Annotated in this window: 23 protein-coding genes; 14 read left to right on the top strand and 9 right to left on the bottom strand. The window is 34.2% G+C overall.

What is annotated here, in order from left to right; all coding sequences use genetic code 11:
• The coding region (locus Q0K76_RS10205; protein ID WP_294615322.1) for an IS30 family transposase at positions 1 to 219 on the top strand (219 nt) is incomplete at its 5' end.
• A 233-nt stretch (positions 220 to 452) separates the two neighbouring features.
• Here Q0K76_RS10205 and Q0K76_RS10200 read toward each other — a convergent pair.
• Complete coding sequence (locus tag Q0K76_RS10200) at positions 453 to 1,772, bottom strand: MFS transporter (RefSeq protein ID WP_294615319.1); 1,320 nt, start codon at positions 1,770 to 1,772, stop codon at positions 453 to 455.
• 291 nt (positions 1,773 to 2,063) lie between these two features.
• On the opposite strand from Q0K76_RS10200, the gene Q0K76_RS10195 reads away from it, so the two are divergent.
• A complete protein-coding gene (locus Q0K76_RS10195) occupies positions 2,064 to 3,098 on the top strand; it encodes a tagatose 1,6-diphosphate aldolase (protein ID WP_363322468.1) in 1,035 nt (344 codons plus the stop codon).
• 149 nt (positions 3,099 to 3,247) lie between these two features.
• Here the strand turns inward: Q0K76_RS10195 and grxB are convergent, their stop codons facing one another.
• The gene (gene grxB / locus Q0K76_RS10190; protein WP_294615293.1) at positions 3,248 to 3,898 is read right to left on the bottom strand and encodes a glutaredoxin 2; all 651 of its coding nucleotides are present in this window, start codon (positions 3,896 to 3,898) and stop codon (positions 3,248 to 3,250) included.
• On the bottom strand, positions 3,895 to 4,521 hold the full coding sequence (locus Q0K76_RS10185) for a Pr6Pr family membrane protein (protein WP_294615290.1): 627 nt from the start codon (positions 4,519 to 4,521) through the stop codon (positions 3,895 to 3,897). The genes grxB and Q0K76_RS10185 overlap by 4 nt, the downstream gene beginning before the upstream one ends.
• Before the next feature lie 291 nt (positions 4,522 to 4,812).
• On the opposite strand from Q0K76_RS10185, the gene xerD reads away from it, so the two are divergent.
• The 5 genes from xerD to Q0K76_RS10160 all read left to right on the top strand — a co-directional run bounded on the left by xerD (position 4,813) and on the right by Q0K76_RS10160 (position 11,337).
• Positions 4,813 to 5,727 carry a site-specific tyrosine recombinase XerD gene (gene xerD / locus Q0K76_RS10180; protein ID WP_294615287.1) on the top strand — a complete coding sequence of 305 codons (915 nt, stop codon included), beginning with the start codon at positions 4,813 to 4,815 and terminating at the stop codon, positions 5,725 to 5,727.
• A 25-nt stretch (positions 5,728 to 5,752) separates the two neighbouring features.
• Complete coding sequence (dsbC, locus tag Q0K76_RS10175; protein WP_294615284.1) at positions 5,753 to 6,448, top strand: bifunctional protein-disulfide isomerase/oxidoreductase DsbC; 696 nt, start codon at positions 5,753 to 5,755, stop codon at positions 6,446 to 6,448.
• An 84-nt stretch (positions 6,449 to 6,532) separates the two neighbouring features.
• Positions 6,533 to 8,269 (top strand): single-stranded-DNA-specific exonuclease RecJ, encoded by a 1,737-nt coding sequence (gene recJ, locus Q0K76_RS10170; protein WP_294615281.1) that lies wholly within the window; start codon positions 6,533 to 6,535, stop codon positions 8,267 to 8,269.
• A gap of 111 nt (positions 8,270 to 8,380) precedes the next feature.
• A complete protein-coding gene (gene mpl, locus Q0K76_RS10165) occupies positions 8,381 to 9,772 on the top strand; it encodes a UDP-N-acetylmuramate:L-alanyl-gamma-D-glutamyl-meso-diaminopimelate ligase (RefSeq protein WP_294615278.1) in 1,392 nt (463 codons plus the stop codon).
• 71 nt (positions 9,773 to 9,843) lie between these two features.
• Positions 9,844 to 11,337: an NAD(P)H-hydrate dehydratase gene (locus tag Q0K76_RS10160; protein ID WP_294615276.1), complete on the top strand. Its 1,494-nt coding sequence runs from the start codon at positions 9,844 to 9,846 to the stop codon at positions 11,335 to 11,337.
• Positions 11,338 to 11,424: 87 nt separating this feature from the next.
• On the opposite strand, the gene Q0K76_RS10155 is transcribed toward Q0K76_RS10160, so the two are convergent.
• Together Q0K76_RS10155 and Q0K76_RS10150 are read right to left on the bottom strand one after the other, a co-directional pair.
• Positions 11,425 to 12,783, bottom strand: coding sequence for an L-serine ammonia-lyase (locus tag Q0K76_RS10155; protein ID WP_294615273.1), 1,359 nt, complete (start codon positions 12,781 to 12,783; stop codon positions 11,425 to 11,427).
• A 112-nt stretch (positions 12,784 to 12,895) separates the two neighbouring features.
• Complete coding sequence (locus Q0K76_RS10150; protein WP_294615270.1) at positions 12,896 to 13,285, bottom strand: hypothetical protein; 390 nt, start codon at positions 13,283 to 13,285, stop codon at positions 12,896 to 12,898.
• 161 nt (positions 13,286 to 13,446) lie between these two features.
• Between Q0K76_RS10150 and proS the strand changes: the two genes are divergently transcribed.
• From proS to Q0K76_RS10135, 3 genes are all read left to right on the top strand, one after another.
• Positions 13,447 to 15,168 (top strand): proline--tRNA ligase, encoded by a 1,722-nt coding sequence (gene proS, locus Q0K76_RS10145; RefSeq protein WP_294615267.1) that lies wholly within the window; start codon positions 13,447 to 13,449, stop codon positions 15,166 to 15,168.
• A 27-nt stretch (positions 15,169 to 15,195) separates the two neighbouring features.
• A complete protein-coding gene (locus tag Q0K76_RS10140) occupies positions 15,196 to 15,783 on the top strand; it encodes a dual specificity protein phosphatase family protein (RefSeq protein WP_294615263.1) in 588 nt (195 codons plus the stop codon).
• Positions 15,784 to 15,952: 169 nt separating this feature from the next.
• The gene (locus Q0K76_RS10135; protein WP_294615260.1) at positions 15,953 to 17,404 is read left to right on the top strand and encodes a M48 family metalloprotease; all 1,452 of its coding nucleotides are present in this window, start codon (positions 15,953 to 15,955) and stop codon (positions 17,402 to 17,404) included.
• Positions 17,405 to 17,481: 77 nt separating this feature from the next.
• On the opposite strand, the gene Q0K76_RS10130 is transcribed toward Q0K76_RS10135, so the two are convergent.
• A complete protein-coding gene (locus tag Q0K76_RS10130) occupies positions 17,482 to 18,144 on the bottom strand; it encodes a histidine phosphatase family protein (RefSeq protein ID WP_294615257.1) in 663 nt (220 codons plus the stop codon).
• A gap of 21 nt (positions 18,145 to 18,165) precedes the next feature.
• On the bottom strand, positions 18,166 to 19,149 hold the full coding sequence (rluC, locus tag Q0K76_RS10125) for a 23S rRNA pseudouridine(955/2504/2580) synthase RluC (protein ID WP_294615255.1): 984 nt from the start codon (positions 19,147 to 19,149) through the stop codon (positions 18,166 to 18,168).
• A 140-nt stretch (positions 19,150 to 19,289) separates the two neighbouring features.
• Here rluC and dsbB point away from each other — a divergent pair, with 140 nt between their 5' ends.
• The 4 genes from dsbB to rapZ all read left to right on the top strand — a co-directional run bounded on the left by dsbB (position 19,290) and on the right by rapZ (position 22,178).
• Positions 19,290 to 19,814, top strand: a complete 525-nt coding sequence (dsbB, locus tag Q0K76_RS10120) for a disulfide bond formation protein DsbB (protein WP_294615252.1) — start codon at positions 19,290 to 19,292, stop codon at positions 19,812 to 19,814.
• A gap of 87 nt (positions 19,815 to 19,901) precedes the next feature.
• Positions 19,902 to 20,558 (top strand): bifunctional tRNA pseudouridine(32) synthase/23S rRNA pseudouridine(746) synthase RluA, encoded by a 657-nt coding sequence (gene rluA, locus Q0K76_RS10115; RefSeq protein ID WP_294615249.1) that lies wholly within the window; start codon positions 19,902 to 19,904, stop codon positions 20,556 to 20,558.
• Between the two features lie 75 nt (positions 20,559 to 20,633).
• Positions 20,634 to 21,230 (top strand): XTP/dITP diphosphatase, encoded by a 597-nt coding sequence (locus Q0K76_RS10110; RefSeq protein ID WP_294615246.1) that lies wholly within the window; start codon positions 20,634 to 20,636, stop codon positions 21,228 to 21,230.
• A gap of 99 nt (positions 21,231 to 21,329) precedes the next feature.
• Positions 21,330 to 22,178, top strand: a complete 849-nt coding sequence (gene rapZ, locus Q0K76_RS10105; RefSeq protein ID WP_363322466.1) for an RNase adapter RapZ — start codon at positions 21,330 to 21,332, stop codon at positions 22,176 to 22,178.
• Here the strand turns inward: rapZ and Q0K76_RS10100 are convergent, their stop codons facing one another.
• Together Q0K76_RS10100 and envC are read right to left on the bottom strand one after the other, a co-directional pair.
• The gene (locus tag Q0K76_RS10100; protein ID WP_294615243.1) at positions 22,179 to 23,006 is read right to left on the bottom strand and encodes a divergent polysaccharide deacetylase family protein; all 828 of its coding nucleotides are present in this window, start codon (positions 23,004 to 23,006) and stop codon (positions 22,179 to 22,181) included.
• A complete protein-coding gene (gene envC / locus Q0K76_RS10095) occupies positions 23,003 to 24,211 on the bottom strand; it encodes a murein hydrolase activator EnvC (protein WP_294615240.1) in 1,209 nt (402 codons plus the stop codon). Before envC ends, Q0K76_RS10100 begins: the two co-directional genes overlap by 4 nt.
• Positions 24,212 to 24,422: the final 211 nt, after the last annotated feature.

Here is a 24,422-nt window from a genome sequence, read left to right as displayed (position 1 = left end):
GCAGAGCGTCTGAGGTGTAAATTTTATTTCGCTCATCCATATTCATCCTGGGAGCGAGGGACAAACGAAAATACGAGTGGATTAATCAGACAATACTTTCCAAAGAGAATGGTATTTGATAGCATCAGTGATGAAGAGATTAAAGCGGTCGAAAATCGACTTAATCATCGTCCAAGAAAAAGGCTCAAGTATAAAACACCTTATCAAGCCTTTTACTAACTCGATTCGCACTTAGATGTTGAATTCAGCACCTGCATTTGATTGAAACGTATGCTTGACCTGAAACTTTTTGTCAAAAAATAAGAAGTGATTAGTACGCTTTTTTACAAATAACCATCATCATAAAATCTGAACAGGTTTATAACATATTAGAAAGACAGAGGTTATTCTCTGTCTACTCTGAATTTTACACAATATTAATAAGGAAAATTGATTATTAGCATCACTAGTTATTATGAAATATCTTTTGCAACATAGCGTTCACTATTATTATGGATTAACAAAAACAATCCAATTACAGCCCCTAAAATAAATAACGTAACAACATAAAATGCCGGTGCCATTTTGCTGAGGAAATCACTAAAAAAAGAAATCAGTAATGGCGTTAAACCACCAGCAATTGCATAAGCCATATTAAACGAAAATGACACGCCACTATAACGGATTTCGGTAGGAAACACTTTCACCATGAAATAAGCGAAAGAACCAACAATCCCAACAGCAAAACCAGCTAACGGATAGGTAATAAATAAAAGATGAGGATTATCCAAAGATAAATAAAAAATAGTGATAATAATGGCGGCAATAATACATCCAATAAATAGCACTTTACCCATAGCAAATCTGTCCATCATCATCCCATAGAAAGTACAGCTAATAATAAGTCCGATAATGGCTAAAATATTCCCTTGTAATGCATCAATCGCGGAGAACCCAAACTGCTTTTGTAACAAAATCGGAGTCATCAACATGATAACCATGATACCAGCAGATAAAACCCAAGTAAGTAACATAGATAAAATAGTTTGAGGCAAATATTGAGTAATAACGGTTACTATCGGAAGTTTTTTCGATAATTCTTGTTGCTTACGTTTTTGGATCGCTAAAAAAATGGGCGTTTCTTTTAGCCATCGACGTAAATACATAGCGATTAAACCAAAAATACCCCCAATAATAAACGGGATTCGCCATCCCCAATCCATCATTTGTTCAGGTGTTACACTTTTATTCATTACTGTTGATACTAATGAACCCAATAAAATCCCTAAACTTAATCCGCTGGTTAAAATTCCACAAGCTAAACCAATCTTGTTCTTTGGTACATGCTCAGCAACAAAAGTCCAAGCTCCGGGAACTTCACCGCCCACAGCCAAACCCTGGCATAATCGCATAAGCAATAGCAATAAAGGAGCAAAAATACCAATTGTGGTATAGGTTGGTAAACAACCAATAAAGAGCGTCGGTAACGCCATGAGTAATATACTTAACGTAAACATCCGTTTACGACCAAATAAATCGCCGAAATGCGCCATGACAATACCACCAAATGGACGAATTAAATATCCGGCAGCAAAAATACCAAAAGTTTGTACTTGACTTAACCATGTTGGCATATCAATAGGGAAAAATAGATGGCTAATAGTAATTGAAAAAAAGACAAAAATAATAAAATCGTAAAACTCTAATGCCCCTCCTAATGCAGAAAGTGCTAAGGTTTTATAATCTTGATTACTTAAACCACGTGTTTGTGAGACCGTTGCAGAGTACGACATAATCATCCTTGTAAATAAATATTTACATACAGTATATTAATTTGTACTACTATACCTCAACTGTTTCTTTTTTAAAAGAAATAACCTCTTTATTAGTAATTTTAATGTTGTTACTAAATTAATTGCACTATGCAATTATTTTTTCCATTAATCAGAATGTCAAAGTCATAAAAACAGATTGATTTATAAAAAATTTATTTAAAGTCAGATCTAGCACAAATGATTAATAAACAACCGGACAATAAACATACAATAAGTGCAATTTATTAAATGGAGATTTACAAAATGGCTATAAAAAGAATGTCTCGTGGCAAATTTACACGTATGCAACAATTGTCAAATCAAGAAGGCGTTATTGCAGCTTTAGCAATTGATCAGCGTGGATCAATGGTTAAAATGATGGAATCAGCTGTTGGAAAGGACCGTTATCACATTGATATGGTTTATGAATTTAAAGAGCTGGTTTCACAAGAATTGACTAAATATGTTAGTGCAATTTTATTAGATGAAGAATATGGTTTTAAAGGCATGGCTAAAAAGAATAAAAATGCCGGATTAATAATGTCTTATGAGAAAACCGGATATGACGCCAATACTCCCGGTCGATTACCTGATATCCTACCAGAAGACTCATTACAACGTTTATTGAAAAAAGGGGCGGATGCTGCCAAAGTACTTGTTTATTATAATCCAGATGATCCACAAGATATTTTAGATAAAAAACACGCCTTTTTAGAACGTTTAGGTAACGAAGCCAGAGCCGCTGATATTCCAGTTTTTGTAGAACCTATTGTTTATGATAATGTGATTACTGATGATAAAAGTCCTGAGTTTGCTAAAATCAAACCACAAAAAGTGATTAATACCATTAAAGAATTCACTAAAGATCAGTATTACATTGATGTTTTAAAAGTGGAAGTTCCAGTGTTGTTTAAAAATGTAGAGGGATTTAACGGCAATAATGTTGCGGTTTATTCGCAAAAACAAGCTGCTGATTACTTTAAACAAGCCAGTGATATTGCAACCCGTCCTTTTATTTATTTAAGTGCTGGTGTGCCAACCAAAACTTTCCATGAAGAATTGATTTTTGCTGGCGATAATGGGGCTAAATATAGTGGTATTTTAGGTGGTCGCGCAACATGGTTTGAAGGTGTAGCCGCTTATGCCAAAGATGGTAAAGAAGGATTAAAACGTTGGTTAGATTCAACTGGTCGTGAAAATATTGAACATCTCAACAAGATTTTACAACAATATGCAACACCGTGGTATGACGTTTATGGTGGGCTTAAAAATATTGAAATTGTTGATCTAATAGTTAGTAATTAATTTTGCATTAACATCTTTATTTGAATAAAAGATCAATTACTTAGTATAGATCTAACAACAAGGATTCTTCTCATTTTTTATGCAGTTCTGTCGCCATTTAGCGACGGAACTTTTTTTATTATCAATTTAATAATTGGGTGATTTTTGTGCTAAATGGCTTTATCAAAAAACAGATTAACTTTACTTTGTTCAGACATTGATTGCAGGTAGCTTTTAATTTTTACTGGAAACATTAGATTTTTAACGCAAGTTAAATTACGTAACACCGGGAACAAACAAATATCATCTAGAGATAATCTTCCATTACATGCATCTGGTGAGATGATCAATGGCTCAAGTTCATTAAGCAAGTTAGCTACAAATGAAGCTAATGTTTCGGTCTGTGCTAAACAATCTGCAAATGATCCCATTTTTTGAGCTTTACTTGTTGTGAAATCATCAATCGCGCTTTGCGTTGCAAATTCGGCTAAATTCATTTTTATATAACGCGGGCATTCTAAACGGTAATCATATTGATTTATCTGTGTAATTAATTTTGCAATTTTAGCTGATCTATCACCTGTTAAAATAGGTTTATCACCATAATTGCTATCGATATAATCAACTATATCCAGACTTTCTGGCATGTAACTACCATCATCCTTTTGTAAGATTGGTACCATTTTTTCACCAATCATATTAGTGGGTGATTTGGAATCATCACTAAGTAATATATGTTGCTCAACTGGGATATGTTTAAGACCAAAAATCATTCTAGCTCTTGCACAAAATGGACAATGCTCATAAATATATAGTTTCATTTTCGTTTCCTTAAGTATTCAATAAGCCATAAAAAAAAGGCCAAACCAAGAAATAATACAACCACCATACTTACAGCCAATAATGCTTTTGGATAACCTATTCGCGTCACATTGATAAAAGGATACGGATATTGATTAGTATAGTATCCCCTAACAAAAATATAAATACCATAAGCAAGCATCGATAATAATGAACTAACTATTACTTTAAAATTGATTCGTCGAAACGGTCCCCAAATTAGCCAAGTTAAAAAACCTAATGCAGGAATTACAACGTGTAAACACTCATTAGTAAAAGATAATATTGCATTAGGCGGTCTATGAATTGCTCGTAAAATTAAGTTATAAACCAATGCTGTGATAATAACGCCTATTAACCCATTTAAACGAATAACTTTAAAACTGAATCGATTGCAATTAGGATTAAAAGCGAGCCAAAAGCAACTTAATGCCAACATGAAATTAGATAATACCGTAAAAAAGCTATAATAAAAAACCAATCGCCCAATTGAAGTAATAGGTTGCCAAGGACGGAGCTGCACATGCCAGTAAATATAACTTTCAATACCAATAACAGTAATAGCAAACAGCGCAACAAAAAGATTAATACTTCGGTTTAACATAATTAACTTTAGAAAAATGAACTAATCTAATAGTATATATTAAATTATATAAAAATACCTAATATATTAATAAGTTATTATTAGTGTATTTCAATCATAATCTTGTAAAGAAGTTTCAGGTTAAGCGTACGTTTAAGTATTATTCTCGATAATTCATTCTTCTATTTCTTTGTTAATATATTCAAAATAAGAGTAAGGTAACAATACATTGTTTTTACATTGGCACAACTGCAACTTATGGTTACTTAGTATATAATATGAGGAATTATTTAAGATCTGAGATATCTTTTAATGCCAGAAAAGAATATATCCGCATCGGATAAAATGTTAATTGAACAGTTTCTAGACTCATTATGGTTAGAACGTAACTTAGCAGAAAATACCATCGCATCTTACAAACTGGATTTACTTGCATTAAGTCAATCATTACAGCAACAACAAGTTACCTTCCTTACTACTCAAACAACGCACTTACAAGATTTTTTAATGCAACGAGTAAAAGATGGCTATAAAGCGAGTAGTTCTGCACGTTTACTAAGTGCTACTAAACGTTTTTTCCAATATTTATACCAAGAAAATTATCGCACTGATGATCCCTCTGCTATACTCTCATCACCTAAATTACCCAAGAAATTACCGAAAGATTTAACAGAATCTCAAGTTGAAGCATTACTTGAATCTCCCCGTATTGATGATGCCATTGAGCTTAGAGATAAAGCGATGCTAGAAGTGCTTTATGCTACTGGATTACGCGTATCTGAATTGGTTAATTTGGAGATTAGTGACGTGAGTTTACGCCAAGGCGTGGTGAGAGTAATTGGGAAAGGCAATAAGGAACGTCTAGTACCACTAGGCGAAGAAGCCGTTTACTGGCTTGAATATTTTTTCAAATATGGTCGAAATGATCTGCTCAAAGCAGGACCAATTGATGTGCTATTTCCTAGCAGATTAGGCAAAAAAATGACCAGGCAGACATTCTGGCATCGAATAAAATATTATGCCATACTAACGGGCATTAATATTGAAGCGCTTTCACCACATGTTCTACGTCATGCTTTTGCAACTCATCTGCTTAATCATGGCGCAGATTTACGTGTGGTGCAAATGTTACTTGGTCATAGTAGTTTATCTACTACGCAAATTTATACACATGTTGCCACTGAAAGGTTAAAACAGTTACATCGTAAACATCATCCTCGAGCTTAACGCTCTTACCATTAAGGATTATTGAATGAAGAAATTAGTTTTAGGTTTAGCATTAATCTCAACATCAGTATTTGCCAACAATGCTGATATTACCAAAACACTAAACAAATTAGGCTATGACACCAAAGATTTAAAAATCTCTAATAGTCCAATACAAGGCTTTAAAAAAGTACAGACACCTGATGGTCTTTTTTATGTTACTAATAATGGTAAATATTTAACCAAAGGTCCTATGTATAATTTTTCAGGTAATGAACCTGAAAATATTGCTAATAGTGATAATGCTAAATTAATTAAATCAATTGCGAAAGATGCTATTGTTTATCAAGCCAAAAATGAGAAGTATATTATCTCTGTATTTACTGATTACACTTGCCACTATTGCAAATTATTGCATGAAAATATTAACCAATATTTAGATGCTGGCATCTCTGTACATTATTTTGCCTTCCCTCGTGCTGGAGCGAACAGTGACGTTGGTAAAAATATGCAATCAATTTGGAGTATGGTTGATCGCAAATCTGCCTTTGAAAATGCTTATAAAGGTAACGCTATTTCACCAGCTAATAGCATGGTGCCTTATGTAAATCAACAATTTAAAGTTGGCAAACAACTTGGCATCAGTGGTACGCCTGCCATTGTTTTAGCCAACGGGGAACTTATTTCAGGCTATGTACCAGCTGATAAACTGATTGAAATTTTAAACCAAAAATTCGACTAAATTATATTTAGTCATATAAATTAAAATTTAACTATCAGCTTACTATAATTACTGTGTTAGCGTCTCAGCGCTAACATTTAAAATATGAATAAAAATAAATTACTACATCGCAAATTACCAGAATCTTTACCAGAGTTACCAAAAGACATTCCGTTATTATTGCAACGGATTTATGCTTTACGCGGCATTAAATCTAGGCAAGAGCTGGATTATAGTACTCGTAATTTATATAACTACGATAAATTACAAGGCATAACCTATGCCGTTGAAATTCTCTATTTAGCCATGAAAAACAAACAACGCATTATGATTGTTGGTGATTTCGATACAGATGGCGCAACGAGTACCGCTTTAATTGTTAAGGCACTAACCAAGATGGGATGTCCATTTGTCGATTATATTATTCCTAATAGATTTGAAGATGGTTATGGTTTAAGTATTGCTGTAGTTAAAAAAGCTATTTTACAAAAAGCCGAACTGATTATTACTGTCGACAATGGTATTTCATCGATTGAAGCCGTTGAGTTTGCTAAACAAGCTAATTTAAAGGTAATAATTACTGATCACCATTTATGTCCGGAAAAATTACCTGCTGCTGATGCAATAATTAATCCTAATTTACCAGATTGTACTTTCCAATCTAAACACCTAGCGGGTGTTGGAGTGGCCTTTTATTTTATGTCAGCTTTACGAGCAAAATTACGGCAAGAAAATTGGTTTGTTGATAATAATTTAGCTGAATATAATATTGCTAATTTGTTAGATCTCGTTGCTTTAGGAACAATTGCTGATGTAGTTAAACTTGATCACAATAATCGAATTTTAGTTCATCAAGGCATAAATCGAATTCGCTCGGGTTACTGTTGTGAAGGTATAAAAGCCTTATTGCATCTAGCGAAAAAAGAACCATCCTCATTTACATCCACTGACCTGGCATTTTATGTTGCACCAAGACTAAATGCGGCAGGACGAATGGATAATATGTCGCTTGGTGTTGAATTATTACTTTGTGACAATTATGAAACGGCGATTCGCAAAGCAACTGACCTTGATATGCTTAATAGAGATCGTAAATTGATTGAACAGACAATGCATCAAGAAGCGTTGTCATTTATTCAACAAATTGAAAAAGAAAAGACTACCATTCCTAATTCCTTAGTAGTTTATCACCCAGAATGGCATCAAGGTATTATCGGCATTTTGTCTTCTCGTTTAAAAGATAAATACTATCGTCCGGTCATTTCATTTGCTGCAACACCCGATGGTTTTTTAAAAGGTTCTGGTCGTTCAATTCAAGGAGTCCATTTACGTGATCTGTTAGACGAATTAAATCAACAATACCCCGATTTAATAGTCAGTTTTGGTGGGCATGCAATGGCCGTAGGATTAACCATTCGAAAGGAAGACTTAGCTTATTTTTCTAGCTGTTTTGAGTTACTGCTCGCTGAGCGATTACATGCTGACTTATTCGAACATATTATAGAAACTGATGGTGAAATAGACAATCAAGATTTTACTTATACAATAGCTAAACAATTGAAAGAGTCCGGGCCTTGGGGCGAAGGATTTTCTGAACCCATTTTTGATGGTGAGTTCATAATTCATCAACAAAAAATATTTGCCCAAAAACATCTTAAGTTAGTACTAGCATCTAAAGATGGTGGTTGCCTTATTGAAGGGGTCTATTTCAATGCTAATTTACTTCAATGGCCGGATCAATCAGTAAAAAAAGTAAAATTAGTTTATCATTTAGATACTGATGAATTTAGAGGAAACCAAACAGCAAAATTAATGATTAAGCACTTATGGCCTATCGCATAAATGATAAAAATCGATTATAATTTTTAAAATTATTCAAAATTATATCCAATTTTTCCGTTCAAAATAATATTGGTAGTAAAAAATCATCGTTAATAAAATTAAGGATTTAAAATGCATATTCATATTCTTGGGATTTGTGGCACATTTATGGCAGGAATTGCATTAATAGCCCGATCACAAGGTCACAAAGTCACAGGCTCGGATGCAAATGTTTACCCACCTATGAGTACTTTATTACATAAAGAAAAAGTGGATATCATTGAAGGATACGATCCATCACAACTTACACCGATACCTGATTTAGTGATTATTGGTAATGCCTTGTCAAGAGGTAATGCTTGTGTTGAATATATTCTTGATAATAATATTCCTTATATTTCTGCACCTCAGTGGCTACATGATAATGTATTGTGTAACCGTTGGGTTATCGCCGTTGCTGGTACGCATGGAAAAACTACCACCGCAGGCATGATTAATTGGATCTTAGAACAGCAAGGGTATAAACAAGGTTTTGTTATTGGTGGTGTACCGGGTAATTTTGAGGTTTCAGCTCGTTTAGGTGAAGGTAATTACTTTGTTATTGAAGCCGATGAATATGATTGTTCTTTTTTTGATAAACGCTCCAAATTTATGCATTATTGCCCTAAAACATTAGTGTTAAATAATTTAGAATTTGATCATGCTGATATCTTTGATGATCTTAGCTCAATTCAAAAACAGTTCCACCATTTAATACGTTTAGTACCAAGTACAGGTTTAATTATATCACCACAAGAAGATGTTAATTTAAAACAAGTATTAGCAAAAGGGTGTTGGAGTGAACAAACTTTCACCGAATCAGAAACTGATTGGCAAGCACAACGAATCAATAATGATGCCAGCCATTTCGCTGTCTATTTAAACAATAATAAAGTTGGTGAAGTTCAATATTCATTAGTTGGTGAGCATAATATGCATAATGCGTTGATGGCTATTGCCGCGGCACATAATGTTGGCATTAAGCCATCAGATGCTTGTGATGCACTTACTTCATTTGTTAATGCTAAAAGACGCCTGGAACTTTATGGTGAAGTGAATAATATAGAAATCTATGACGATTTTGCTCACCATCCAACTGCAATTTTAGCCACATTAGAAGCTCTCCGTAGTAAGATTGGTGCTAATCGCCGAATTCTAGCTGTACTTGAGCCACGCTCAAATACTATGAAGTTAGGTATCTCAAAAGATGAATTGGCACCATCACTAGGCCGTGCTGATGAGGTTTTTATTTTCCAACCAGAACAATTACCTTGGCTTGTTGTTGATGTAGTTGATGCTTGTATTCAACCAGCTTATTGGTCTGGCGATATTGATTTATTGGTGGAAATGATTACTAAAGCAAGTCGACCAACTGATGCTATTTTAATTATGAGTAATGGTGGATTTAGTGGTATTCATAAAAAGATTTTAGAGAGTTTGCAAAAACAACAAATTAAATCAGAAGAAGAAAACCCACTAATTTAATAATAACATCGACACGTTAAGGTATGATTTTGTGTCACATCTGTGACATATCATGCTAACAAGGGGTTGTTATGCAATATTTAGTTACTTCATCTGAAATGAAGCATTTTGATGCTTATACATCACAACAAATTGGGTTACCAGCAATGGTTTTAATGGAACGAGCCGCGTTAGCCATTGTACAGCAGCTTAATTGTGAGCAATATAATCTACTTAAAGTTGCGGTTGTTTGTGGTTATGGTAACAATGGTGGCGATGGTGTCGCTGTTGCTAGATTACTTAAATTACAACATATTGAGGTTACCATTTATTTAATTGGTAATCCCAATAACGCATCACAACAAACCCACCAACAAATTAAAATAGCTCAGTATTATAATATTAAAATAAACACTTCACTTCCGGAAACATTTCATGGTTATACGACTATTGTTGATGCTATTTTTGGCATAGGTCTTAATCGCGTTGTAACCGATGATTTTTTACATGCAATCGAGTTAATTAATCAAAGTGGTGCTGATGTTCTTGCGATTGATATACCATCTGGAATCTGTGCAGATACCGGTCAAATACTTGGAAATGCAATAAAGGCCAAACAAACTGTCACTTTTGCTTATCAAAAAATAGGTTTAACGCTTTACCCTGGTGTTGATTTGGCCGGAAAGATTGTTATTGCAGATATTGGAATTTATATCGATAAACCAACTAATCATTTTACTTATCACTCTTCTGAATTAACTAATCTCTTACCAAAAAGGGAAAATTACACCAATAAAGGCAGTTTTGGTAAAGTGCTTGTTATTGCTGGATCGCAAAATATGTGTGGCGCGGCCTATCTCTCGGCCAAAGCGGCTTACCGAACAGGTGCTGGGTTAGTGCGTATTTACACACCTCAATGTAATCATGATGTCTTACTCAGTCAGCTTCCTGAAGTAATTTTAACACCATTTATTCCAAATCAAATTAACAAAGCTCAACTTGAACAATTAATAAATTGGGCGTCAGTTATTGTCATTGGTCCAGGCATGGGGGTATCGGATGATACATATAATATTTTATCTCAAGTATTAGCATATAGTACTGTACCAATAATTATTGATGCTGATGCTCTAAACACATTAGCACAAGATATAACATTACTTAAACATGCGCAAGCAACTATTATTCTCACACCTCATTTAGGTGAAATGGCTAGATTAACACAACTCTCTATTGAAACAATTAAAAATAATCTAATTAAAACGGCGGAAAAATTTGCTGAAGCTAATCAGGTAATTTGTGTTATGAAAGATGCTAAAACTATTGTAGCAACCCCAAAACAAGCAACCTATATTAACCAGTCTGGTAATAATGGCATGGCAACTGGAGGTGCGGGTGATGTCTTAACTGGCATTATGGCGGGATTAATTGCTCAGCATTTGCCTGCCTCTAAAGCTGCCTGCCTAGGTGTTTACTTACATGGCCTAGCTGGTGATATATCTGCTAATAAAATTAGTAAATACAGTATGTTAGCTAGTGACATTATTGATGGCTTAACTGATATATTAAATAGTAAAGCAAAATAGATGATTGACTATTTTATTAATAAGTTAAATTATGTGGCTTAAAGTCGCAAGCTAGACCAATAGTTATAATATTATATTTACCCAATATTAACTACAATGTACGGTAATGGCTAATCCTCCACGAGAAGTTTCACGATATTTCGCATTCATGTCTTTACCTGTTTCGTACATAGTCTCAATAACTTTATCAAGTGAAACAATAGCCGCGCTTGTTCGCCTTAGTGCCATACGTGTTGCGTTAATGGCCTTTACTGCTGCTATCGCATTTCGTTCAATACAAGGAACTTGTACTTGACCATCAACCGGATCGCAAGTCAAACCTAAATTGTGTTCCATCGCAATCTCAGCCGCCATACAAACTTGCTCAGGGCTACCACCAAGTAACTCGGCTAAACCTGCCGCGGCCATAGAGCAAGCAACACCAACTTCTCCTTGACAACCAACTTCAGCACCCGAAATCGAGGCATTATTTTGATATAACAAGCCAATTGCTCCGCAGGTTAAAAAGAATTGGATATAAATTTCAGGAGTAACAGGATCGATAAATTTGTCATAATAAGCAAGTACAGCAGGAATAATACCACAAGCGCCATTAGTGGGAGCCGTAACAACACGTCCACCTGCCGCATTTTCTTCACTGACTGCAAATGCAAACATGTTGATCCAATCGATAATAATCATAGGATCATTATTATTTTTACTAGTTGATAACTGTCGATAAAGTGCATTAGCTCGACGAGGTACTTTGAGCGCTCCTGGCAATAACCCTTCAGTTAACATGCCGCGTTTAATACAATCTAACATCGTTTGCCCGACTGTGGAAAAATAACTTATGATCTCATCATGACTATGCAGTTGTAATTCATTTTTTAACATTATGCTGGAAATAGACAACGAATTATCATTACAATAATGAAGTAATTGTTCAGCAGAAACAAAAGGAAATGGTAATTTATCTAAATGTTGCTCTTGTTGCCCAAACAAAGCTTCATCAACAATTTTACCCCCGCCTACCGAATAATATGTTTTGCTAAAAAGCACTTTCTCACCTTGATAAGCTGTTAATGTCATACCATTTTCATGTAAAGGCAAAAATGAAGAATGAAAAACAATGCTATCTGGTTCAAAATCAACAGTATAACGGCCATTGTAGATAGATAAATGGTGACTACGATTCATATTTTCAATCACTACAGGAATCTGATCAATATTAACTGTATCTGGTTTTTCGCCTGTAAGCCCCATAATAATTGCAAGATCGGTATGATGTCCTTTACCTGTAAGTGATAACGAACCATAAATATCCGCAATAATTTTAGTTACTGACTGCATATAACCATCATCAATAAGTTGATCAATAAACGCCTTACCTGCTTTCATTGGACCAACAGTATGCGAACTTGAAGGACCAATACCTATTTTAAATATGTCAAAAACCGAACCCATATTTTCCCTTTAAACTTATGTATTTTATTTTGTATGATAATGAACAAAATTATATGAATAACGGCGGGTATATTATGGTGCTACCCAGGCAGAATCAAGCTTTGAATATAGGTTAATCCAGAACCGAATCATAATAACAGATAATCCCAGTGTCCAAATCCTGAATTTCTAATTCGCCACCAGTCAAAATCTCACCCATTGAAAAAAAACTTGGTTTTTCTTTCAACGTTACCTTACCTATAAGTTTATCACCTATATACATTAATCCGTCTTTATTAATCGTACTTTCACTGGGATCTAGCAACCCTCCACCACAAGGACACTCTTTATCCTTATAATTCGGATAGTCATTTTTATTACAGCCATCAGTTCGCCAACCAATATCTAAAATCTCATCATAACTGAGATCCATTAAATAATATTTGGCGATTTTAATTGGATAATACAGTAACATCAGCGTAACGATAATACACACCAGATGATGAGACTTTAGTTTTTTCATATTTGTTTGATATTCCTTTTTTTTATTAGCCAATTTACAATTAATCTTTAAAGATCACAACAATTACCAATAAAATTGCTTTAGTGTTGCGTTAGGTACTGCTAAACTAATCAGCATTTTGTATTATATAAGTAAGTTTAATATTTTTTCGGGATAAATTCATGCGAACCAGTAAATATCTTCTTTCTACTTTAAAAGAAACCCCAGCTGATGCTGAGGTGATCAGTCACCAATTAATGTTACGTGCGGGAATGATCCGCAAAGTCGCAGCGGGTTTATATACTTGGCTTCCCACTGGTTATCGGGTACTAAAAAAAGTTGAAAATATTGTTCGCCAAGAAATGAACAAAGCTGGAGCTATTGAAATATTAATGCCTGTTGTTCAACCCGCTGACATTTGGCAAGAAAGCGGTCGTTGGGAACAATATGGTCCAGAGCTATTACGTATTAAAGATCGTGGCGATCGTGATTTTGTCTTAGGTCCAACCCATGAAGAAGTGATCACCGATCTACTTCGTAACGAAGTCAGTTCTTATAAACAATTACCACTTAATATCTATCAAATTCAAACTAAATTCCGTGATGAAGTCCGTCCGCGTTTTGGTGTCATGCGATCGCGTGAATTTATTATGAAAGATGCTTATTCATTTCATACCTCGCAAGCATCATTACAACAAACCTATGATGACATGTATAAGGCCTATAGTGCGATTTTTACGCGTGCTGGCTTAAATTTTAGGGCTGTTCGCGCTGATACAGGTTCGATCGGTGGCAATTGGTCACATGAGTTCCAAGTATTGGCTGAGAGTGGTGAAGATGATATTGTCTTTTCAACTGAATCTGACTATGCCGCCAATATCGAAATGGCACAAGCATTAGCGCCAACGCAAAAACGTTTAGCACCGACTAAAGAAATGGAGTTAGTTAATACACCAAATGCTAAAACCATTGATGAATTAGTGGAACAATTCAATTTACCAATTGAAAAAACAGTTAAAACGTTAATGGTCAAAGCTAGCAAAGAAAGTGGTCATCAATTGGTTGCTTTATTAGTGCGTGGCGATCATACTTTGAACGAAATCAAAGCCGAAAAAATTGATATTGTCGCTTCACCACTTGAATTTGCTACTGAAGAAGAGATTCGATCGCTAGTGAATGCTGGACCAGGATCGTTAGGCCCAGTTAATTTAGATATGCCAATTATTATTGATCGTGATGTGGCTGTAATGAGCGACTTTAGTGCCGGTGCGAATATCGATCACAAACATTATTTCAATATCAATTGGCAACGAGATGTAACCTTACCACGCGTTGAAGATATTCGTAATGTAGTTGAAGGCGATATTAGTCCTGATGGCAAAGGGACTTTACAAATCAAACGGGGTATTGAAGTTGGCCATATTTTCCAACTTGGAACCAAATACTCTGAAGCAATGAAAGCAACAGTTCAAGGTGAAGATGGACAAAATCATGTAATGATTATGGGATGCTACGGTATTGGCGTAAGCCGAATTGTGGCAGCGGCAATTGAACAATGTCATGACGAACGTGGTATTGTTTGGCCGGAAGCTATTGCACCATTTAGTGTAGTGATTATTCCAATGAACATGCATAAATCCCAAAAAGTACAAGCTACAGCAGAAAAACTCTACATTGATTTACAAGCGGCAGGAATTGAGGTGTTATTTGATGATCGCAAAGAACGCCCAGGTGTAATGTTCGCTGATGCTGAACTTATTGGTATTCCACATACAATTGTCATTGGTGAACGTAATCTGGATAATGGTGAAGTTGAATATAAACATCGTGCTGGTGGAGATAAAGAAATGGTTAAAGCCGATAATATTATTGAATTCATTAAAAATCGCTGTAATATTAAATAAATACTTAGATTTTGGTGATTAATACTAGTGCAACACACTACACAACAATTGAAGCCTTATCACTATGATAAAGTAGCTACAATTGCTAGCTTTTTATTGTTGTGTATGTTACTCCTGATAAGTAGTTGTCAATCACAAATTAATCCAAATGTGGATAATATGTTACCCGATAATTTCCATAAAATTTCAAGTGATGTATATAGATCTGAGCAGCCTTCACTCAAACAGATGCAATATCTGGATAAGTTAGGATTTAAAACTGTTGTTAATTTGCGATTATGGCACAGTGACCAAGATGAAATTAAAGATACGGGAATTTCAGAAGTCTGGATTAAATTGCGAGCAGGAAAAATCACAGACGAAAAAATGATTGAAATCCTTAAAACTATTGATAAATCACCCAAACCAGTATTGATTCATTGCTGGCACGGTAGCGATCGTACAGGCGTAACTATTGCATTGTATCGTTTAGTTTTTCAAAATTGGACTAAAGAACAAGCCATAAATGAGTTAATGACACCTGAATTTGGTCATCACTATAATGTTTATCCAAATATCGTTAAATATATTGAAAATGTCGATATTGAAAAAATCAAAATCGCTGTATTTGAATAACACATTTCGGTAAATTATTGCAACTAACTCAAATTTATTATTATAAAATATAAAGATGGCTTTTTCTTAACATTTAATTTTGATAATTTGATTATAAATTCAAAGTGATATTGTGTCATTTTTAGGCTAGAATAATGATACCTGAATTTTATCTCAATTGGATGAAATAATGTTAAAAAAAGCAGTCGCTCTTGTAATCTCAACCTTATTACTATTGCAAAATTCTTTTATAGTTTACGCTGATAATATTACCCTTCCAGATATTGGAACAGCTGCAGCTTCAACATTAAGCATTGGGCAAGAGATGGAAATGGGTGATTATTATATGCGAATGCTACGAGCCGATGCACCTATCATTAATGATCCAGTATTAAATCAATATATAAATGATTTAGGTAAAAAATTAGTCTCAAAATCCGAATCGGTAAAAACACCTTTTCATTTTTACATCATGCAAAGTGATATACTTAATGCGTTTGCTTTTTTTGGTGGTAATGTTGTTATTCACTCTAAACTTATTTTAGACACGGATAATGAAAGCCAATTAGCTTCGGTTATGGCACACGAAATTGGCCACGTTACTCAACGCCATTTAGCTAGAAGAATGGAAGCTCAAAATCGTAATAGCCCTTATGTTTGGGGAGCGACATTAGGCTCACTTTTATTAACATTGGCAAATCCCGAAGCAGGAATGGCCGCCATTACAAGTACTATGGCTGGTTCAACACAAAGTATGATTAGCTTCACTCAAAGTAATGAACAAGAAGCCGATCGTGTTGGTTTACGAACACTAGCAAAAGCAGGATTTAATCCTTATGCTTTCTCCGAATTTTTACAAAAGTTAGCCGACCAAACGCGTTTTTCAAGTGAACAACCGGAAATTTTACTTACCCACCCTTTACCAAATAGTCGCTTAACTGATATTCGCAATCGTTCGTTGCAATATAGCAAAAAAAATGTCATTCCATCTCTCAATTATTATTTAGCTAAGGCACGATTAGCAATTTTTCTAGGTAAAAATAAAAACACTGCCCATTTGTTAATTGAAGAGTATAAGAAACTTAATAATGAACAATCTAAAATTGCTCTTGTTTACTGTCTTGCATTAATTGACTATCGTAATGGCAATTACCAAAAAGCTAAACAGCAACTACAACCTTTATTGGATAGTGATCCGGATAATATTTGGTACATTGATTTAATGACTGATATTGATTTAGAAATGAATAATAACAGCATAGCAATTAATCGTTTACAAACGGCTTTGAAAAAGACACCTAATAGCTCAGCATTGCAATTAAATTTAGCTAATGCTTATGTGAAGAATAAAAATTATCAACAAGCGATTAGTTTATTGCACCGATACACCTATAGTAATAATGATGACACAAATGGCTGGGAATTACTCATCACTGCATATGGTGGGGTACATTCCAGAGCCCAAGAAATGACTGCTCGTGCTGAGTTGATTGCATTACAAGGTCAGTTTCAACAATCAATTCAATTACTGCAAAATGCGAAAAATCAAACGCGAGGCAACCAAACAATGGTATCAAGAATTGATGCAAGAATAAAACAGTTGCAGCAATTACAAAAGCGCTATGCAGCATATAAACGATAATTATCAGGTTAAATAAAATTTTTTCGGTTGGTGCAAATTTGCACTTACCGAAAAGATAATTATAGATAGTGGCTTTATTATTTGTTAGTCAAGTGATCCACACTATTGTAGAACTTAACCGTGAATTTTCCGTCTGACTGATCATTAGTTTGTTGATAGTTAACAACACTAATACTGGTGTTTAGCATCCGCGGAAAATAGTCTTCTTCTCGATGAAAACGCCAATCCCCCCCATTTAATACACAAAGTAATAACCGTAAAACCGTGCCATGAGAAACCACTAAAATATTACCATTATCTTGCGGAGCATTTTGAATAATCGTATTTAAACCTCGCTTCATACGAGTAAGTACATCTAAGTAGTTTTCACCTTTATTTACTGAAGCATCAAACTTAGCAGGATCAGTTAAATAATAAGTAAATTCGGGGAATTCTTTTTTAAGTAATGGCACGGGTTTACCTTCCCAAATACCAAAATCCATTTCACACAAATCAGCCAATTCCAAAGTAGGAATTGCCATATTATGTTCTTGTACAATATAATCTCGAGTTTCCATGGCTCGCTGTTGAGTACTTGAATATGCTTGCATAAATGGAATATTCTTTAAGTGTTTCCCTGTTATTTTAGCACCTAAAATTCCTTCTTCTGTTAATGGTGAGTTTTGTGACCCTTGCATCTGATCTTTAATGTTCCATTCCGTTTGTCCATGTCTAATTAAGTATAAATTAAGATCTTTCATTTGTGCTGACTACCTTTTTATTTAAAAGTCTATCTGTTGATATTTATGATTTCTAATTTCGGTTAAACAAGCTTGTAAAATTTTATCCAACGGTGCAACTAATTGCATCTCTTGCATAGTTTTAGGATGAATAAATTTTACCTTGGCAGCATGTAAAAACAGTCGATTAAGTTTAGTTTTCATTAACAAGGCATCAAATTGACTATCCCCATAACGATCATCAAAGGCAATCGGGTGATTAGCATATTGGGTATGAACTCGAATTTGATGCGTTCGACCAGTAACTGGACTAGCTTTAATCAGTGTTGCAAAATTAAAGCGTTCCTCAACTTTGAAGCGAGTTTCTGAAGGTTTGCCTTCTTTATCAACTTTGACAACACGTTCACCACTTTTTAATACATTTTTAAGCAGTGGTGCTTGTATTACTTTGCACTCTGAAGGCCAATTACCTTTCACTAATGCCAAATAACTTTTTTGCATTTGTTTGAGTCGCAGTTGCTCATGTAATGATTTTAGTGCAGAACGTTTTTTGGCAATTAATAAAATGCCTGATGTTTCTCGATCAATTCTATGTACCAATTCCAAAAACTTTGCTTCAGGTCTTAGTGCTCGTAAACCTTCAATCACACCAAAACTAAGGCCACTACCACCATGTACAGCGATACCTGAAGGCTTGTTAATCGCTAAAATAACATCATCTTCATAAATAATGGTGGTTTCAAGTTCAGCAACTTTATTGAGCTTACTTGAGATTTCAGGTGCCGCTTTTTCAGCAATTCGAATAGGTGGAATTCGAATTTCATCCCCAGTATTTAATTTATACTCAGGTTTAACCCTTTTTTTATTAACTCGCACTTCACCTTTTCTTAATATTCGATAAATCATACTTTTAGGCACACCTTTTAGATGTGTAATCAAAAAGTTGTCGATTCGTTGCGTCGCATTTTCCTCAGAAATAGTAACAAATGAAACCTGTAATTTTGTTTGTGGCGCGTTTTGGTTCATATAAGATGAGTTATCCGCTATCAATAATTAAAAGTCGTTTACATTATTGTAAAATAAACTACACTACTAATAAAAAGATAGTTCATTTTCATAATAGTTAAAGATAAAGATTATAACGGAATACGGGAGAATAAAATAGTATGTTATTATTACTCAATCATTACTCAAAAGGAAAATGCGCTTGGTTTTTACTTTTACTTTCCACCGTTATTTTTGAAAGCATAGCCTTATATTTTCAACATGGTTTAGGCCTTGCTCCTTGTACACTTTGCATTTATCAGCGTTGTGCACTTTTGGGGATATTTTTCGCCAGTGTTATTGGCTTTACTGCCCCTAACAATATTATGTTGCGAGTAATAGCCATTTTAGTTTGGTTATTTAGTGCATTCAAAGGTTTTAATTTGGCTACTTTCCAAGCCCAGTTACAATTTGAACCAAAACTCGGTGACACCTGTTCTATTAATGTACAATTTCCATCATGGTTATCATTAAATGAATGGTTTCCTGGTATGTTTAATGCTTATGGTACTTGCGCTGAAAAACAGTGGTCATTTTTAACCATCGAAATGTCACAATGGATGATTATAATCTTTGCTTGCTATTTAATTGTTGGTTTAGCCGTTCTTATTTCGCAACTATTTTCATCTAATAAAAAGGCAATCTAGAGTAAGTAAGTTTTTCATAAGACTGGCACTTTTTGTTGGTTTTGTTAAAATGTGTGGCAATTTTCGTTTACAAATTGTCACACATCAATGCTTTTGGAATATCATCCGCCCATTAATCCTTGGCTTTCTATTTTATATCAAGATGATCATATTGTTGTTGTTAACAAACAACCAGGGATCTTATCTGTGTCAGGTAATAAACCTCAGTTTATTGATAGTATCATTTACCGGCTACAGCAAAAATATAATTATGTTGAATCTGTTCATCGTTTAGATATGGCCACAAGTGGTATTATGGTTGCCGCATTATCTAAATTGGCTGATCGAGAAATAAAAAAACAATTTAGAGAACGAATACCTAAAAAACATTATATAGCTGTAGTATTTGGACATGTTAAGCATGATACTGGTACTATTGAATTACCTTTAATTTGTGATTGGCCTAATCGGCCTCGGCAAATGGTTGATTTAGAAAAAGGCAAACATGCATTAACTGAATATCAAGTTCTAACACGTAATCCAGATAATACTACCAGAATTAAATTATTCCCATTTACTGGCCGCTCTCATCAATTGCGTGTTCATATGCAAGCAATTGGTCATCCAATTTTAGGCGATAAATTTTATGCGCATCATGAAGCTTTTTCGATGTCAAAAAGATTACTATTGCATGCGCAATTATTGACTATTAATCATCCTAAAACCGGAGAAAGTATGACTTTTATTTGTGAACCTGATTTTTAGAAAATTAATAAGAATAATTCAGCCCGAATAGTTATCAATGACAAATAACCAAGTAATTATATAAAGGAAATTAAAATGCAAAAAATTGTTTTAGCAACCAATAATCCTGGTAAAGTGAATGAATTGCAAAAATTACTGGTTGATGCAGGTTTTAATATTATTGCGCAAAGTGAATTTAATGTACCTGATGCAGATGAAACCGGTTTAACCTTTGTCGAAAATGCTATATTAAAAGCAAGACATACAGCAAAATTGACCGGGCTACCAACTATTGCTGACGATTCGGGCTTAGCCGTTGATGAATTAGATGGTGAACCAGGTATCTATTCCGCTCGCTATGCTGGTGAGCATGGTAATGATAAAAGTAATAATAAAAAATTACTACAAGCATTAGCTAATATTCCAAAAGAAAAACGTACTGCTTATTTTTATTGTGCACTTGTATTTATGCGGCACGAAAAAGATCCTACTCCGATCATCTGTTTAGGAAAATGGAATGGAATAATTTTAACTGAGGAATATGGTGAAGGTGGTTTTGGTTACGATCCACTTTTTTACGTGCCAGAGCTAGGTTGCACCGCTGCTGAACTGACTAAAGAACACAAAAGTCAGATTTCACACCGAGGTCAAGCCCTTAAGCAATTGATAACTAGAATTAAAACTGAATTTTAATTTATCAATTTTAATTAGCAATATTTTGTTTACTTGAAATTGCATCTTTAGAAACAAAGAGTATATACTAAATCAATTAATTATATTGGAGTTAATACTGTGATTCTAATGATAGTAAGTGGCCGTTCTGGCTCTGGAAAATCTATTGCTTTACGTGCACTGGAAGATATGGGATTTTATTGTGTTGATAATATTCCTGTGGCTTTATTACCACAATTAGCTGATTCATTAAAAGATAATAATACCCCTGTGGCTGTCAGCATTGATATCCGAAATTTACCCGAAAAATTTAATTTTAATCAGGACATTATTCAACGTTTACCTGAATCTATTGCTCCTGAAATGATTTTTTTTGATTGTAGCCGTGATATTTTAATTCGTCGTTATAGTGAAACGAGAAGAACTCATCCATTAGCTAACCAGCAATTTTCATTAGAAGAAGCCATAGAACTTGAGGAAAAATATTTAGAACCGCTTAAATCACACGCTGATTTAATCATTAATACTGATAATTTGTCCATTCATGAATTATCGGATATTTTACGAACTAGAATTTTAGGTAAAAAAGAACGGGAATTAACCATCATTTTTGAATCATTTGGTTTTAAACATGGTTTACCTATAGATGCAGATTTTGTACTTGATGTGCGCTTTTTACCTAATCCTCATTGGGATACTAATTTACGACCATTAACAGGATTAGATCAAGCTGTAAAAGATTTTTTATCTCAACAAGCAGATGTGAACAATTTCATCTATCAAACCGCCCATTACTTACAACAATGGTTACCCATGTTAGAAAAAAATAATCGTAGTTATTTAACTATTGCTATTGGTTGTACTGGTGGTCAACATCGTTCAGTTTTTATTGCTGAACGCTTAGCAGAGTTATTCAGAACCCGCGACAAACAAGTGCAAACTCGTCATCGGACCTTAGAGAAGAAATAGTTATTTTTCATCTGAACGATAAAATTGATATATTTCATTGATTAGTTTTTTATACTTTTCAATAATATCTTTTAAAGTAATATTATGTGGTGTTGTTGATAAAGGTAACAAAGCAATTAGATCACTAACTTTGGTTAATTCAATATCTGCAGGTAAATTTGCTAACTTACGTTTTAATACCTTAACTGTTTGTGGATGTGGGTGACCAATAGCTATTGCATATCCATTTTTTCGCGCTGTTAACACGGCTAAATCAAATTGATGGGCAATTTTGCTTTCATTTTGTTCATCATCCAAAAAAACATCTCGTACAACAATAGGAATATTATAATAACTTGCGGCTTTTTTTACTTGGGTTTTACCAATAGTTTTACTATCTAAAAAAAACATCGAATATGGGCTAAGCGCCTTCATAACATGTTGCATACCATTTAAGTTAGATGTCATCAAACTACCCATATGATTATTGACACCTATAGCATAAGGTACTCGTTCAATAGCACTAACAATAATTTGCTCAACCTCTTTTTCATTCATATCAGGGAAAAGCGTATCTTTCTCCAATGGTTGTTTACTTATTGGCGCCATTGGTAGATGAATAATGACATCATTACCATGTTGATGTGCTAAAGTTGCAATATATTTAGCATTTGGAGATTGAGGTAATACGGCAACGGTTATATTTGATGAAAATGAAATAATCTGTTCTTCATTGTGTTGGCGATAGCCAAAGTCATCAATGACTAACGCCAATTTAGCAGCCCATACATTTTGCATATTTATTAGAAAAAAAGTCGCAATGAATGTGATTAATAAACGATTACTCATTTTAACCACCCGCTCGGGTCAAGTGCTTTACCATCACGACGGATTTCAAAGTATAATGATGGCGTATTTTGCCCACCACTAGATCCAACTAAAGCAATTGCTTGACCACTTTGAACACTATCGCCAACATCAACCAATACACGCTGATTATAACCATATAAGCTCATATCACCTTTACCATGTTCAAGGACAACGACAAAGCCGTAACCTTGCAGCCAACTTGCTAATAACACTCGTCCATTTTTTATTGCTTTAACCTGTGTTCCATCTTTAGCATTTATCACCATCCCTTTCCAGTAAAGCTCTCCTTGTAATGATTCCCCAAATTTATGGGCTACTGTACCATTCACCGGCCAATTAAATTGATGTTGTGGTTGACCTATTCCACTCACTCGCGCCATCAATGAACGTTCATCTGAATTAAGCGTATAGTTGGCATTTTTTTGTTTTTCTTCTATATGTTTTACTTGCCTTGCTTCTTCTTCAGCTATACGGCGACTTTCTTTTTCTGCTTGCGCAATTTTCGCTTGAAGTTTTACTTCATTGTCGCGAAGTTCTGCCAATATTTGTTGATTTTCCTGCATTGATGATTCAAGCGCAGTAATGGTCTTTTGGCGGTCTTGACGTTTTTTTTCGAGTCCAACATAAACTTGCTGTTGTTTACTTTGCAACTCTTTTTGAGACATTTGTTTTTTTTGCAAGCTAATTTTTTTATCATTGAGTTGTGATTGGGTATCACGAAGCGCATTAATTAGTTGTTGTCTTGCTTCATTTATATAGTTGTAATAAGTAATAATACGTTCATTGCGCTCACGTTGCTCACCGGAAAAGATAAGTTCTACACCGGACATTTTTCCTAATTTAAAAGCACTTTCCAATTGTTTAGATAAAATATTCTGTTGCTGTTGTTGCTTGATAGTTAATTCATCTATTTGTTTAAGCGAATTATTAATTTCTGTAGTAATCTTTTTTAAGGATAAATTATTTTTTTCAATTGAGGATAATAATTTGGCAATTTCAGTTTCTTGTTGTTTGAGAGCATTGACTAACTGCTCACGTTCTTTTTTCTGCTGGGCTAGACGATTTTCGTGTTCTTGAATGGAATGGCGCAAGGATTGAAGCTGTTGATTATCATCAGCATAAATAAAATTAATATTTAATAATCCAATTAGAAAGATAACTAAAAATTTTTGATAAGTGGACATGGTGTTTTATTTATAGTTAATTACCAAGCTGCAAAGATAAGTCCACTATACCTAGAAATAGGTAAAGTTGCAAAACCAAAACACATTAGCCACTTTAAATAATTTAACAATTAATATTGAAATATAACAAGATTAGTCCTTTCACAATAACCAATAAAAAGTATAAAATATAAAACTGTTTAATTTATCGCAATAACTAACTCAACCACAA

It is taken from the genome of uncultured Gilliamella sp., from assembly GCA_945271295.1.
Lineage (GTDB): Bacteria > Pseudomonadota > Gammaproteobacteria > Enterobacterales > Orbaceae > Gilliamella.
Note: the sequence above shows the minus strand (reverse complement) of the source record. Positions and strands in the feature narration are given on the sequence as shown.

What these genes read in the sequence shown, in the direction of transcription:
- Q0K76_RS10200 (WP_294615319.1), bottom strand. Translation starts at nt 1,772, where the DNA reads ATGTCGTACTCTGCAACGGTCTCACAAACACGTGGTTTAAGTAATCAA.
- grxB (WP_294615293.1), bottom strand. Translation starts at nt 3,898, where the DNA reads ATGAAACTATATATTTATGAGCATTGTCCATTTTGTGCAAGAGCTAGA.
- Q0K76_RS10185 (WP_294615290.1), bottom strand. Translation starts at nt 4,521, where the DNA reads ATGTTAAACCGAAGTATTAATCTTTTTGTTGCGCTGTTTGCTATTACT.
- xerD (WP_294615287.1), top strand. Translation starts at nt 4,813, where the DNA reads ATGCCAGAAAAGAATATATCCGCATCGGATAAAATGTTAATTGAACAG.
- dsbC (WP_294615284.1), top strand. Translation starts at nt 5,753, where the DNA reads ATGAAGAAATTAGTTTTAGGTTTAGCATTAATCTCAACATCAGTATTT.
- recJ (WP_294615281.1), top strand. Translation starts at nt 6,533, where the DNA reads ATGAATAAAAATAAATTACTACATCGCAAATTACCAGAATCTTTACCA.
- mpl (WP_294615278.1), top strand. Translation starts at nt 8,381, where the DNA reads ATGCATATTCATATTCTTGGGATTTGTGGCACATTTATGGCAGGAATT.
- Q0K76_RS10160 (WP_294615276.1), top strand. Translation starts at nt 9,844, where the DNA reads ATGCAATATTTAGTTACTTCATCTGAAATGAAGCATTTTGATGCTTAT.
- Q0K76_RS10155 (WP_294615273.1), bottom strand. Translation starts at nt 12,783, where the DNA reads ATGGGTTCGGTTTTTGACATATTTAAAATAGGTATTGGTCCTTCAAGT.
- Q0K76_RS10150 (WP_294615270.1), bottom strand. Translation starts at nt 13,285, where the DNA reads ATGAAAAAACTAAAGTCTCATCATCTGGTGTGTATTATCGTTACGCTG.
- proS (WP_294615267.1), top strand. Translation starts at nt 13,447, where the DNA reads ATGCGAACCAGTAAATATCTTCTTTCTACTTTAAAAGAAACCCCAGCT.
- Q0K76_RS10135 (WP_294615260.1), top strand. Translation starts at nt 15,953, where the DNA reads ATGTTAAAAAAAGCAGTCGCTCTTGTAATCTCAACCTTATTACTATTG.
- Q0K76_RS10130 (WP_294615257.1), bottom strand. Translation starts at nt 18,144, where the DNA reads ATGAAAGATCTTAATTTATACTTAATTAGACATGGACAAACGGAATGG.
- rluC (WP_294615255.1), bottom strand. Translation starts at nt 19,149, where the DNA reads ATGAACCAAAACGCGCCACAAACAAAATTACAGGTTTCATTTGTTACT.
- dsbB (WP_294615252.1), top strand. Translation starts at nt 19,290, where the DNA reads ATGTTATTATTACTCAATCATTACTCAAAAGGAAAATGCGCTTGGTTT.
- rluA (WP_294615249.1), top strand. Translation starts at nt 19,902, where the DNA reads ATGCTTTTGGAATATCATCCGCCCATTAATCCTTGGCTTTCTATTTTA.
- Q0K76_RS10110 (WP_294615246.1), top strand. Translation starts at nt 20,634, where the DNA reads ATGCAAAAAATTGTTTTAGCAACCAATAATCCTGGTAAAGTGAATGAA.
- Q0K76_RS10100 (WP_294615243.1), bottom strand. Translation starts at nt 23,006, where the DNA reads ATGAGTAATCGTTTATTAATCACATTCATTGCGACTTTTTTTCTAATA.
- envC (WP_294615240.1), bottom strand. Translation starts at nt 24,211, where the DNA reads ATGTCCACTTATCAAAAATTTTTAGTTATCTTTCTAATTGGATTATTA.